The 13,341-nt window shown below is 62.2% G+C and carries 10 protein-coding genes; 4 read left to right on the forward strand and 6 right to left on the reverse strand.

The features are described 5' to 3' along the window. Window positions 1-673 precede the first annotated feature (673 nt). A complete protein-coding gene (locus tag EN859_RS01870) occupies window positions 674-4,441 on the forward strand; it encodes a vitamin B12-dependent ribonucleotide reductase (protein ID WP_127852137.1) in 3,768 nt (1,255 codons plus the stop codon). 357 nt (window positions 4,442-4,798) lie between these two features. On the opposite strand, the gene EN859_RS01875 is transcribed toward EN859_RS01870, so the two are convergent. The 6 genes from EN859_RS01875 to EN859_RS01905 form a co-directional block, all read right to left on the reverse strand. Further along, window positions 4,799-5,866, reverse strand: a complete 1,068-nt coding sequence (locus EN859_RS01875; protein ID WP_127852138.1) for a GH25 family lysozyme — start codon at window positions 5,864-5,866, stop codon at window positions 4,799-4,801. Between the two features lie 594 nt (window positions 5,867-6,460). After that, window positions 6,461-6,661, reverse strand: a complete 201-nt coding sequence (locus tag EN859_RS01885; protein WP_127852139.1) for a hypothetical protein — start codon at window positions 6,659-6,661, stop codon at window positions 6,461-6,463. Window positions 6,662-6,777: 116 nt separating this feature from the next. Next, complete coding sequence (locus tag EN859_RS01890; protein ID WP_127852140.1) at window positions 6,778-7,176, reverse strand: GFA family protein; 399 nt, start codon at window positions 7,174-7,176, stop codon at window positions 6,778-6,780. 198 nt (window positions 7,177-7,374) lie between these two features. Further along, window positions 7,375-8,331, reverse strand: coding sequence for an alpha/beta hydrolase (locus tag EN859_RS01895; RefSeq protein WP_127852141.1), 957 nt, complete (start codon window positions 8,329-8,331; stop codon window positions 7,375-7,377). A gap of 26 nt (window positions 8,332-8,357) precedes the next feature. Continuing rightward, window positions 8,358-8,843: an SRPBCC family protein gene (locus EN859_RS01900; RefSeq protein WP_127852142.1), complete on the reverse strand. Its 486-nt coding sequence runs from the start codon at window positions 8,841-8,843 to the stop codon at window positions 8,358-8,360. Between the two features lie 126 nt (window positions 8,844-8,969). After that, the gene (locus tag EN859_RS01905) at window positions 8,970-9,218 is read right to left on the reverse strand and encodes a ParB N-terminal domain-containing protein (protein ID WP_095490758.1); all 249 of its coding nucleotides are present in this window, start codon (window positions 9,216-9,218) and stop codon (window positions 8,970-8,972) included. Window positions 9,219-9,372: 154 nt separating this feature from the next. Here EN859_RS01905 and EN859_RS01910 point away from each other — a divergent pair, with 154 nt between their 5' ends. The 3 genes from EN859_RS01910 to EN859_RS01920 are packed head-to-tail and all read left to right on the forward strand — an operon-like array spanning window position 9,373 to window position 13,330. Continuing rightward, complete coding sequence (locus EN859_RS01910; protein WP_127852302.1) at window positions 9,373-11,013, forward strand: N,N-dimethylformamidase beta subunit family domain-containing protein; 1,641 nt, start codon at window positions 9,373-9,375, stop codon at window positions 11,011-11,013. 10 nt (window positions 11,014-11,023) lie between these two features. Continuing rightward, a complete protein-coding gene (locus tag EN859_RS01915; protein WP_127852143.1) occupies window positions 11,024-12,391 on the forward strand; it encodes an aspartate aminotransferase family protein in 1,368 nt (455 codons plus the stop codon). Between the two features lie 9 nt (window positions 12,392-12,400). After that, a complete protein-coding gene (locus EN859_RS01920; RefSeq protein WP_127852144.1) occupies window positions 12,401-13,330 on the forward strand; it encodes a 3-keto-5-aminohexanoate cleavage protein in 930 nt (309 codons plus the stop codon). Window positions 13,331-13,341: the final 11 nt, after the last annotated feature.

Consider the following 13,341-nt stretch of genomic DNA (forward strand, 5'->3'; position numbering starts at 1 on the left):
GCGACGCGCCAGAGATAGAACATGGCAGGCGAAATGAAAAGGCTGCGGGCCGGAGCTGAACAGATACGCGGCTCATCATCCGCGATGGCCGGCCAACCTGGGATTTCAGGGGCGGCTTTCTATCCCCGTTATCCACATATATGACACACAAGATGTTGGGGTCATAAAAGCTACAAAAACGAATCCTTGACGGCGCAAAACGAGTCGCCTTTTATAGGCCATGCGCTCCTGTTGAGAGTGCGACCGGAAAGTTTCGAGCCCGGTCTTTTTTCCCGGACTATGTGCGTTTTTCCCACATTTCCGCCCGTTTACGAGGCCGGCGGAAGCGTTGGGATTGTTGGGGGCTTGGGTGGCAAAAGGGAGAATTATCGGACTGGAATAAATTGTCTGTTAACACTATATTTAGTGTTTGCAGGTAGGTTCGATGCTAGATAGTGTGAATTTCCCTCGATCGAGGGAATCGCAAAAAAACTTCAGTTTGAGGGACCCGCAGAGGTTCGTCGGCGGGTTGGACATATGCTCCGCAAGGAGTTTGACCAACGGGCGGCGGAGACTGCGACATGGAGAGCCGGCTGTTTTCGAACGCCGGCAAACGGCGGACTTGCGCGTTTCGCAATGGGGAGCAGAATTCCCCCGGGAAAAGCGCTATATGTAGACAAAAGGGACCGGACCAATGCGCATCGAGCGTCGTTTCACCAAGCAAGGACAGTCAGCTTACGCGGAGATCGAATTCCGCAAGGCGCTTTCCGAGATCAAGAATCCGGATGGCTCGGTGGTCTTCCGTCTCGACAACATCGATGTGCCGGCTCAGTTCAGCCAGGTCGCCGCAGACATCCTGGCGCAGAAATATTTCCGCAAGGCCGGTGTTCCCGCGCGCCTGAAGAAGGTCGAGGAGAATGACGTTCCCTCCTTCCTGTGGCGCTCGGTCGCCGACGAGGCGGAGCTGGCAAAGCTGCCCGAGGCCGAGCGTTACGGCTCCGAGATCGACGCCCGCCAGGTCTTCGACCGCCTCTCCGGCACCTGGACCTACTGGGGCTGGAAGGGCGGCTATTTCAAGTCCGAGGAAGACGCCCGCGCCTTCCGCGACGAGCTTGCCTATATGCTGGCCACCCAGCGCGTCGCGCCGAACTCGCCGCAATGGTTCAACACCGGCCTGCACTGGGCCTATGGCATCGACGGGCCGAGCCAGGGCCACTTCTATGTCGACCCGTTCACCGGCAAGCTGACCAAGTCGAAGTCTTCCTACGAGCATCCGCAGCCGCATGCCTGCTTCATCCAGGGCGTGCAGGACGATCTCGTCAACGAAGGCGGCATCATGGACCTCTGGGTGCGTGAAGCGCGCTTGTTCAAATACGGCTCCGGCACCGGCTCCAACTTCTCGTTTTTGCGCGGCGAAGGCGAAAAGCTGTCCGGCGGCGGCCGCTCGTCCGGCCTGATGAGCTTCCTCAAGATCGGCGACCGCGCCGCCGGCGCCATCAAGTCGGGCGGTACGACGCGCCGCGCCGCCAAGATGGTCATCGTCGACGCCGACCACCCCGATATCGAGGAATTCATCGACTGGAAGGTCAATGAGGAGCAGAAGGTCGCCTCGCTGGTCACCGGCTCCAAGATCGTGAAGAAGCACCTCGAAGCGATCATGAAGGCCTGCATCAACTGCGAAGGCCATGACGACGATTGCTTCGACCCGGCGATCAACACCGCGCTGAAGCGCGAGATCAAGCTGGCCAAGAAGGACGCTGTTCCGGAGAACTACATCTACCGCGTCATCCAGTTCGCCAGGCAGGGCTACACGTCGATGTCGTTCAAGACCTACGACACCGACTGGGATTCGGATGCCTACCTCACGGTTTCCGGCCAGAATTCCAACAATTCGGTGTCGCTGAAGGACGATTTCCTGCGCGCCGTCGAGCAGGATGCCGACTGGCACCTCACCGCCCGCAAGGACGGCAAGGTGCTGAAGACACTGAAGGCCAGGGATCTCTGGGAAAAGATCGGCTATGCCGCCTGGGCCTCGGCCGATCCCGGCCTGCATTTCAACACGACGATGAACGACTGGCACACCTGCGCCTCGGCCGGTGCGATCCGGGCGTCCAACCCGTGCTCGGAATACATGTTCCTCGACGACACGGCCTGCAACCTGGCCTCGATCAACCTGCTGCCCTATCGCAACGCCGACGGCACCATCGACATCGCCGCCTACGAGCACACCGTTCGGCTGTGGACCATCGTGCTGGAAATCTCCGTCATGATGGCGCAGTTCCCGTCGAAGGAGATCGCCAAGCTCTCCTACGAATACCGCACGCTCGGCCTCGGCTACGCCAATATCGGCGGCCTGCTGATGACATCAGGCATTCCCTATGATTCCAGCGAGGGCCGCGCCATCTGCGCCGCACTCACCGCGATCATGACCGGCATCGCCTATGCTACCTCGGCCGAAATGGCCTCCGAGCTCGGCGCCTTCCCGGACTACGACCGCAATGCGCAGAACATGCTGCGCGTCATGCGCAACCATCGTCGTGCCGCTTATGGCGACAAAGGCGGCTACGAGAAGCTCGCCGTAAACCCGGTGCCGCTGGTAGCCTCCGACCTGAAGAAGCCGGAACTTGCCGCGCACGCCAAGGCCGCCTGGGACCGCGCCATCGAGCTCGGCGAGGAGCATGGCTACCGCAATGCGCAGGCAACGGTGATCGCGCCGACCGGCACGATCGGCCTGGTCATGGATTGCGACACCACCGGCATCGAGCCCGACTTCGCACTGGTGAAGTTCAAGAAGCTGGCCGGCGGCGGCTATTTCAAGATCATCAACCGCGCCGTGCCCGAGGCACTGCGCACGCTCGGCTATTCGGAAAGCCAGATCGCCGAGATCGAGGCCTATGCGGTCGGCCATGGCAACCTCAACCAGGCGCCTGGCATCAACCCGGGCTCGCTCAAGGCAAAGGGTTTTACCGACGAAAAGATCGCGGCGCTGAATGCAGCGCTGAAGTCAGCCTTCGATATCAAGTTCGTCTTCAACCAATGGACGCTGGGCGCCGACTGGGTGAAGGAGACCTTTGGCTTCACCGACGAGCAGCTCAACGATTTCTCGTTCGAGATGCTGCCGGCGCTGGGCTTCTCCAGGAAGGACATCGAGGCCGCCAACATCCACGTCTGCGGTGCGATGACGCTGGAGGGAGCACCATTTCTCAAAGACGAGCACTTGCCGGTATTCGACTGCGCCAGCCCGTGCGGTAAGATCGGCAAGCGTTCGCTGTCGATCAACAGCCACATCCAGATGATGGCGGCGGCGCAGCCCTTCGTCTCCGGTGCCATCTCCAAGACCATCAACATGCCGAACGAGGCGACGGTTGAGGACGCCAAGAACGCCTACATGCTGTCATGGAAGCTGGCGCTGAAGGCCAACGCGCTCTATCGCGACGGCTCGAAGCTCAGCCAGCCGCTCAATGCCTCGCTGCTGGCCGACGTCGAAGACGACGAGGATGAAGCCATCGAGCAACTGATCGCGGCGCCCTCAGCACAGCGCGCCGTTCAGGTGACCGAAAAGATTGTCGAGCGCGTCGTGGAACGTCTCTATCGCGACCGCGAAAAGCTGCCGAACCGTCGCAAAGGCTATACCCAGAAGGCGGTCGTCGGCGGTCACAAGGTCTATCTGCGCACCGGTGAGTTCGACGACGGCCGTCTCGGCGAGATCTTCATCGACATGCACAAGGAAGGTGCGGCCTTCCGGGCGATGATGAACAACTTCGCCATCGCCATCTCGCTCGGCCTGCAATACGGCGTGCCGCTCGAGGAATTTGTCGAGGCCTTCACCTTCACCAAGTTCGAACCGGCCGGCATGGTGCAGGGCAACGACGCCATCAAGAACGCCACGTCGATCCTCGATTACGTGTTCCGCGAACTCGCCGTGTCCTATCTCGGCCGCCACGACCTCGCCCATGTCGACCAGTCGGATTTCGACAAGACTGCACTCGGGCGCGGCATAACTGAAGGCAAGGCGACGCCATTCTCCAAGGGTCTGACCCGCGGCGTCTCGCCGGTCAAGCTTGTGTCGGGCATGGGCGCTGAGCCCAAGGGCTTTGCCGGTTCCGGTTCGAGCGGAACCCCTGCCCGCTCCGCGCCGACCGCCTTCGCCGGCTCCAACGTGCTGGCGCTGAAACCGGCCAGCGACGAAGCCCTCGCCTACAAGCGTGACTATGAAGAGCGGGCCAAGGAACTGGTCGAGGACATCGTTCGCGAGGAGGTCGGCGACCCGACCGAGCTGTTTACCGACGAAGCAGCGAAGGAAGCGGCTGAGGCGAAGGCGCTTGCCGCCAACCGGCGTCAGCAGTCACTGATGCAGGGCTACACGGGCAACGAATGCTCGGAATGCCACAACTTCACCATGGTGCGGAACGGCACGTGCGAAAAGTGCGACACGTGTGGCGCGACGAGCGGGTGCAGCTGAGAATAATCTAACCGCTGCTGCTGCTAATAAAAAAAACGTAACCTCATCGGCCCGGTCGCAAGATCGGGCCGATGTGTTTAGGCGATCAACTGCGAGCGCTGTCCCTGGACGCCTTTACGCAACGAACTCAAATCTGTGAGGTTGCCGATCCTGGTTTGAGATCGGAGATGGCAGCTTATTTATCCAAGCAGCAAAGCCATCGTCGAAACCTCCAGAATCAACAACGGCAGCTACACAATCACATACGATTCTACCCCTTCAACCCCTTTTCGCAGCCGCCCACCTTCCCGCTTGACAGCCCCAAGACGCAAATGTGTGCGCACGCTAGCCCACAAGGGGAGAAGGAAAGACCTGCCCCTACTCAGCCTCAGCCACTTCCTCCCGCCCCCCAACCCAATCCCGCCAGGCGTTGTCGTCGCCGTGAAAGACGTTGAGGTCGATGCGGCCCCTTACACCGTGCGAAAGGCCGGAACCGGAATATTGCCAAAACAGCCATTTGCGGCCGGGATAGACTTTTGACGGGTGCGCCGCCACGGCGCGCAGCCAGAAGGGGTAATCGGGGAAGGCGCCACGCAGATTGTCGCGGTAGAAGTCGGGGCTGGTGTAGATGATGGGCCGCTGGCCGTAATGGCGCTCAAGCTTGTCCATGAACACCTGCATTTTCTCCAGCACCTTTTCGCGCGAAGGCCGCCGCCTGCAGCTCGATTCGCCGTTCCACTCGACATCGATCACCGGCGGCAGCGCCCCCTCGACCCTCGGCACGTTGCGGATGAACCAGTCGGCCTGCTCGCCGGCGGTGCGGCACCAGTAGAAGAAATGATAGGCGCCGCGTTTCAGACCGGCAGCGTCGGCATTGCGCCAGTTCGTCCTGAACATTGGATCGAGGTGATCGCCGCCGTCGGTCGCCTTGATGTAGGCGAAGTTCGCGCCCTGGCCGCGCAGCTTTTCCCAGTTCACATTGCCCTGCCAGCGCGAAACGTCGACGCCGTGAACGGCGAGGCGCCTGGGCGACGACGCCCTGCCGAAATTGATCGGCTTGGCGTCGCGAAAGCCGTAGCGCGTGACCGGGGAGGCAAGCATCGAGGGCGCCGCGCGAGAAAGCCGCTTCGGCGGCGACACCAGCGCAACCGGCTCAACCGGCGGCTCTATACTTTCCTCCGGCTCGGGCGCCACCATCGCCGCAGGCTCTTCCGGTGCCTCAGCGAAGGGAGGAGCGGTGTCGTCCACGGGTGCCGATTCGGCGTCCATGGGAGCGACTTCCGGTGCTGCCCTCACCGGGGCCGATGTCACAGGCGCGCTCGGCCGTACGACGGAGCTGGTCGTCTCGTTCGACGGCACTTGCAGGGCATCGACGCCGGATGTCGACGTGCAGCCGGCCAGCCACAGGGGTGCGAGCACAAAAATGACGACGCCTGGTAACCGCATCTGGACCTGTACGCAAAACACAACAGACCGAAGGCAAGCAGACGCCGCCGGCAAGCCGGATTCCTAACAAGAAATTACCAACAAAGTTTGAATCAAATTGTCTGGGGGTGAGGCTGGCGTCTTCCGAGTGCGTCAGCGGTGCAATCTTTTGACCCCGGCGGGACAGCGCCCCCTCTGCCCTGCCGGGCATCTCCCCCACTTGTGGGGAGATCGGACGTCATCTCCGCTTTCGCTAATCTCCAACGTCGCAAGAGTGACCGGAGCGCCAAAGCTGCCAATCTCCCCCTTGTGGGGGAGATGCCAAGTTTCGGCAAAGAGGGCAGGGCAGAGGGGGGCGCGAAGGATCGCCAGCGCTCGTCCTGCATCGCTCCCCCATCGATGCCCGGCATCATGGCGCCGAACCTTCGATCTCGACGCGATGCTGGGCGAGGCAATGGTTCGCGACAGGATTGCGGCTGACGCAAGATGTTCGTGGCAGATATCGAGGTGCAGAGCGCGCGACGGGCCGTCCTATCGCAACTATGCGCACCTTGGCTTCAAGCTTTGCCTATTTCCGCTGTCATTACAGTTATTTGCCGGCCAATTCCGGCGGACTTATCCGCGCAACCATTGCTGCAGGCAAGTCTTGGCCACCACATGTGCCGGCGGTAGTTGTGGTTCCTCCGCCGCCCGGTCGCGGACCTTTTCTTCGAGAAGCGTGCGAAGCTCCGCCGGCTGCACGCGGTCACGCTCCATCACGAGCCGGATCATCGGGTCGTTCAAAAGCTCCTCCAGGGTATTGATTTTGTCGTTCATCCGTCGCCTCCTCGACTGCCTGCCCGCCACCGATAGATAAGCAGGAATGATGGCTCGCCAATGACGCTTTGCCGGCTATCTCGTGTCTCTGGATTAAATTTGTTCAGGCTTCGCCCTTAACCCGGCGGTGGCGCGCCTTCATATTGCGGCAGGCCGTCGTCGAGCTGCACCCAGGGCTGTTTCGAGGCGGTCCACATGTGCATCTGCGGCTTGAACGCGGAAGGATCGTCGAGCGAGCCGGAGGTGATACCGATAATACCGGCGGAATCGCGCCGTGAAAACATCGTCGTGCCGCAGCGCGGGCAGAAGCCGCGCTTGAGATCGGGCGAGGAATTCACCGTTGCCGCCGGTCCGTCGATCGTCACGTCGTCGATGCGGAACAGCACGCGCGCGTTGAAGGCCGCGCCCAGCGCCTTCTGGCAGAGCCGGCAATGGCAGACGCGCTCGTTGATCGGCTCGGCCTCGGCATGGTAGCGCACCGCCCCGCACAGGCAGCCGCCCTGATATTTCGCCATCGTCTGAATTCCCTTGTCTCTGAAGATGATGGCATACCTACCGACAGGCGCGGCAGCGTCAAATGAAAAGCCTTGATGACGACTGTCTGTTGCCGTGATGCGACCGCGCGGCATCAAGCATCTCAGGCAACCGCGCCGCGCCAAGACTTCATAACCCGCCTGCCATCTCGCGAGAGACGGCCGGCAGTTGTCAGGCGGTCATTTCGTCTCGCTGACGACCTCGTCCCAGCTCTTCACCTTGATCTCGCCATTGAGGAAGGGCAGCGCGGTGGCTGGCAATTCCGGCGCGAAGAAGATGTCGTAGTGGGTGCGGTTGGGCAGGATGGCCAGCCGGTTCTGTGACAGGTTCTCGCGCATCCAGCCGGCATCCTTCAACCCGCCGCCGAGCATCTGGAAGAATTTGATCTCATGCTCCGGCCGGTACATGTCGCTGTCGCCGAACACCAGCATGACCGGCATCTTCAGCTTGGCCACGTCGGCGGAGTAATCGTAGTCCTTGCGCATATGGGCGCCGAGTTGGTCGAGCAATTTCGGAAAATCCTGCGGGCGTGGCGCGACGGCCATGTAGGATTTGTACATCGGCGTGTCCTTCATTATGTCGGCCGCCGCCGCGCCGACCTGCGCCTGCTGAGCGCGCATTTCGGCATAGAAGCCGTCCGCGGCATAGCCGGTCGAGACCAGGACCAGCCGGCGCACGGCCTCGGGATGCTGGACGGCCATGCGGAAGGCGACGCCGCCGCCCAGCGAATAGCCCATGACGTCGACCTTGTTGTAGCCGAGCGCCTTGACGATCACCGCCATGTCGTCGCCCATCGCTTCCAGGCTAAGCGGCCGCTCGCCGAGCGCAGTGCGGCCATGGCCCTGCAGGTCGACGCCGATGACGGTGCGGTTCTCGGCAAGCTTGGGCAGGATCGGCGCGAACATGTCGGTCGTGCCGAGGCCACCATGCAGCAGAAGCAGCGGCTCGCCTTTGCCGTAGATCGCGTAATAGTAGTTCAGGCCGTTGATCGGCAGCAGGCCGAATTTCTCAGGCTTCAGCAGGGCGTTCGTTTCGGTCTTCTTGGCGGGCTTGGCCTCCTCTGCCCCGGTGGAGCCCGGTACGGCGAACAGTGCGGCGGCCGAAGCAAGAATGGCGAAAAGCATCGATCTGGACATATCAGCCTCCTCCCGTCCTCTCAGCGTCAAAGGCCCTTGGCGAGTTCTTCGAGCTGGTCGGTGCATTGGCCCCAACCCTCGTGGAAACCCATCTTCTCGTGCTGTTCGCGGTCGGCGACGCTCCAATGCCTGACCCGTGCGATGTAACGGGTTTTGCCGTTGCCCTCGTCTTCGAAGGTCAGCACACCGGTCATGAACGGCTTTTCGAACGGCTCCCACGCGCTAGTGTAGGCGTCGGTGAAGACGATCTTCTTGCCGGGGACGACTTCAAGGAAGACGCCGGGATTGGGGAATTCGTTGCCGTTGGGACCGGCCATGACGACCAGGCTGGAGCCGCCGGTGCGCACATCCATTTCGGCGCGCGGCGTCGTCCACGGCTTTGGCGCGAACCATTGCGTCACGAGCTTCGGCTCGGTCCAGCAGCGATAGACGTTCTCGCGCGGCGCATCGAGGATGCGGGCGAGAACCAGTTCGCGGTCGTTGGCAGGGGCGATGTCAAGCTTGATGGTCATGGCGGTCTCCTCACTTGTTGCAAAAAGAGTTGGCTTTCCGTCTCAAGGACGAGCGGGCAGAGTCCAAGCCGACACGGCCCAGCGAAAATCTCGCCAGGCCGATGCATGATGTCCGGATGAAGAGGTTCAGTGACGCTTGGCTTGCACGAGATAGGCGTCGATTTCAGTCTCGCCGAGCCACTTTGCCGCTTCCAGCCGGTGCAGTCCTTCGACAAGAATATGTCGCTTGCCGTCATGGCGCACCTGGATCGGTGTCTTCATGCCGTTTTCCAGAATGTCCTCGGCCAGATGCCGGACCGTCTCGGGATGCAGCGTCTTCCTGCGCGCGGTCGGCACATAGATGTCGTCGACCTTGACCTTCTGCACTCTGAGCATGGGACATCCTTCAGGCGGAAAACGCGCTTGCAATGGATAGTCTTTTTGACGGGTGTGGCCAAGGCCGGCTGCCGGCAACGGCTGGCCCGATCGTTTCCAATTGACGCTTGACCGGCAGATGGCCGAAATGGCGGTCTACGACCTTACCGGTGCCATGAACAATCTGCCCACCGAATTTCCCGATTTCGGACTGACGCCAGACCAGCGCCGGCAGGCGGTCCGCGGCCACTATTACGAATGGCCCGGTATGGACGGCGAGCACGGCGAGATCTGGTGCTACAGCGACCGTTTTTCGTACCGCCCGGGCGAGGTGGTGGCGCTGCATGTCAGCTCGACCGCCGCCAACTTCCGTATTGCGGTCGTCCGGGACGGCGGGACCGAGACTAAGGTGTTCGAGAGGGCCGGCATCGCGGCGCGCTGGCAGGACACACTCGACCAATGCTCGGTCGAGGGCTGCGGCTGGGAGGTGTCGTTCGAATTCCCTGTCGGTGACGATTGGCCGTCCGGAGCCTATCGGGTGACGCTGACGGCCGACGGCCGCGACGGCAACCCAATCCATTGCCAGCATCTTTTCATCGTCAGTCCACGGCCCGGCAAGAAACCCGGCCGTGTGCTGCAGGTGGCGGCCACGGGCACCTGGCTTGCCTACAACACCTGGGGCGGCTCCAACCATTATCAGGGCATCACCGGCCCGCACCGCGACCAGTATGCGCGCATGGTGTCGACACAGCGGCCATGGTGCCGTGGTTTCGTAGTGTTGCCGAAGGAGGCGCCGCGCGTGCCGCTGGAAGTCGCCGTGCCGCCAAAGACCGTGCCGCGCTATCCCCACATGGAATGGGCCTTCGCCACCGGCCATTCGAAGAAATACGCCTCGTCCGGCTGGGCAAGCTACGACAGCCATTTCTTCCGCTTTGCCGAGCGCGCCGGCTATGCCGTCGATCTCGCCAGCCAGCACGAACTGCATTTTTCGCCTGATATTCTCGACGGCTACGACTGCGTCGCCTTCGTCGGCCATGACGAATACTGGACCTGGGAGATGCGCGATGCGGTCGACGCCTATGTCGAACGCGGCGGCCATGCGGCGCGCTTCGCCGGCAATTTCATGTGGCAGACCAGGCTGGAGGACGAGGGCCGCCGGCAGGTCTGCTACAAATACCGCGCCCGCGCCGAGGATCCGGCCTATCGAGGGGACGACGTAATCCGCGCCACCAATTCCTGGGAAGCACCGGAAATCGGCCGGCCGGGTGCCGCGACCTTCGGGCTCAATGCGACCAGGGGCGTCTATGCTGGCTGGGGCGGCTGCGCGCCGCGCGGCGTGCGCGGTTTTCCGGTCTACCGGCCGGAGCACTGGGCGTTCGCCGGCACCGGCGTCTACTACGGCGACCTGCTCGGCGCCGACAGCCATGTCTATGGCTACGAGGTCGACGGGCTCGACCACGAAATCCGCGGCGGCCTGCCCTACCCCACAGCCGACAGCGGAGCGCCTGACGGGCTGCAGATCCTCGCGGTCGGCATGGCGAGCCAGGTCGAGGAAAGCGCCGATATCCCGTTCGAGGACCAGTTCCTCGGTGACGAGGACGGCCGCTTCACCGCCGAGACGCTGTTCGGCGAAGCCAGCGACGCCAATCTCGAAAAGGTCAAACGCGGCAACGGCATGATCGTGAACTTCCCGCGCGGCAAGGGCGAGGTCTTCCACGCCGGAAGCTGCGAATGGGTCGCGGGACTGCTGAGGCAGGATGCGATGGTCGAACGCATGACCAAAAATGTTCTCGACCGTTATCTCGGCCGGAAATAAGAGGGATTGAATGATCGCCGTACAGTCCGTCGAAGCCGAAAAGCAACCGAACCTTTTCCATTTCACCCGCCTGCCACGACCAATGGTGGACCGCGCCGATGGCATCTACCTGTGGGACAAAAGCGGCCGCCGCTACATCGACGGATCGAGTGGCGCAGTCAATGTCAATGTGGGTCATGGCAACCGCAACGTCATCGACGCGATGAAGCGGCAGCTGGATCGCGTGAGCTTCGCCTATATCTTTCAATTCGAGAACGAACAGGCCGTCGAGCTTGCGCGGGGGCTGGTCGAGCGACTGCCTAATGGGCTCGACCGCATCTATTTCGTATCGGGCGGCTCTGAGGCGATCGAGGCCTGCGTCAAGCTCGCGCGGCAATGGGCGGTAGCGACAGGTCAGGACAAACGCTGGAAAATCATCGGACGTATGCCCTCCTATCATGGCGTCACCATCGGCACGCTTGCCGTCACTGGCGACGACATACTCACTAAGACCTTCGACGCAATCGGCCGGCCAATGCCCTTGGTGCCGGCCCCGTTTGTTCATCGCGATCACGACAATCTGTCGATGGAACAGCGGGGCATCCGCTACGCGAATATGCTGGAGGAAAAGATCTTGGAGGAAGGGGCGGAAAGTGTGCTCGCCTTTGTCGTTGAGCCGATCGGCGGTGCCGCGACCGCAGCGCTGGTCCCGCCCGATAGCTATTTTCCGCGTATCCGCGAAATCTGCGACAGGCACGGCATCCTGCTCATCCACGACGAAGTGATGACTGGCATCGGGCGCACCGGTAGATTCCTGGGCGGTGACCACTGGTCCTGCCGGCCGGATATCGTCGCGCTGTCCAAGGGTCTTTCATCTGGCTATGCGCCGCTCGGCGCACTTGCCGCGACACAGAGGATCGTCGGGCCGGTTGTCGAGATGGGTGGCTTCCTGCATGGCCATACATATGGCGGCAACCCTGTCGCTTGCGCAGCGGGCGTTGCCGTTCTTGGTGAGATCGACCGCCTTGGCTTGGTCGAGAATGCCGCCGCCATGGGCGAGTTGCTGAGAGGCGAGCTTGAAGCCCTGTCCGGCCGCTTTCCTTTCATAGCCGACGTGCGGGGCAAGGGCCTGCTCATGGGAGCGGAACTCTACGCAGATCCCCTGGCTAAGAAGCCATTGGCGCAGGGTCTCAACGCCAATTTGCGGCTCATCGATCTGGCTTTCGAGCGCGGACTGATCATCTATTCGCGGCGCGTACGTGGCGGGCCGGTGAGCGACAATTTCATGGTCTGCCCGCCGCTGATCGTGACCCACGATCAGATCGGTGAGATCATCTCGGTTCTTGGCGACACGTTGGAGGCGCTTGCCGCCGAACTCAACCTGCCTGTCAACCGCTGAGGGTGCAACATGGCGCCGAGAAAGGTCATCATCACCTGCGCCGTCACCGGCTCGGTGCATACGCCATCGATGTCGCCACATCTGCCGGTGACGCCGGACCAGATAGCCGCTGAGGCGATCGCCGCGGCGGAAGCCGGCGCCTCAATCCTGCATCTGCATGCCCGCGACCCAAAGGACGGGCGGCCGACCGCCGATCCCGGGGTATTCATGCAGTTCCTGCCGCGCATCAAGCAGGCAACCGATGCAGTGATTAACATCACCACCGGCGGCTCGTCGCTGATGACGCTCGACCAGCGGCTGGCAGCGCCGCTGCGGGCCGAGCCGGAAATGTGCTCGCTCAACATGGGCTCGATGAATTTCGCGCTGTTCCCGATGCTCGAGCGGCCGAAGGAATGGCAGCACGAATGGGAGCCGAAGCTGCTTGAAGCCACGCGCGACACGATCTTCAAGAACACGTTTGCCGACATGGAGACCGTGTTGGAAAGACTGGGCAAGGGCTGCAGCACGCGCTTCGAATTCGAATGCTACGATGTCGGCCATCTCTACTCGCTGGCACATCTCCGCGACCGCGGGCTGGTGTCGGGACCGCTGTTCATCCAGTTCGTCTTCGGCATTCTCGGGGGCATCGGCGCCGATCCCGACAACCTGGTCCATATGAAGCGCATCGCCGACAAATTGTTCGGCGACAGCTACCAGTTCTCGGTGCTGGCCGCCGGACGCCACCAGATGCCGATGATCTCGATTGCCGCCGCGATGGGCGGCAATGTCCGCGTCGGGCTGGAGGACAGTCTTTACGACGGCCGGCAGCTGGCGAGGTCCAATGCCGACCAGGTGCGCCGTATCCGCAGCGTGCTTGACGGGCTGTCGCTGGAAGTCGCCACGCCTGTCGAGGCGCGCGAGATGCTGGCGCTCAAGGGCGGCGACCGGGTGGCGTTCTGAGATGATTGCGG

Source organism: Mesorhizobium sp. M00.F.Ca.ET.216.01.1.1 (genome assembly GCF_004010325.2).
Taxonomy (GTDB): Bacteria; Pseudomonadota; Alphaproteobacteria; order Rhizobiales; family Rhizobiaceae; genus Mesorhizobium.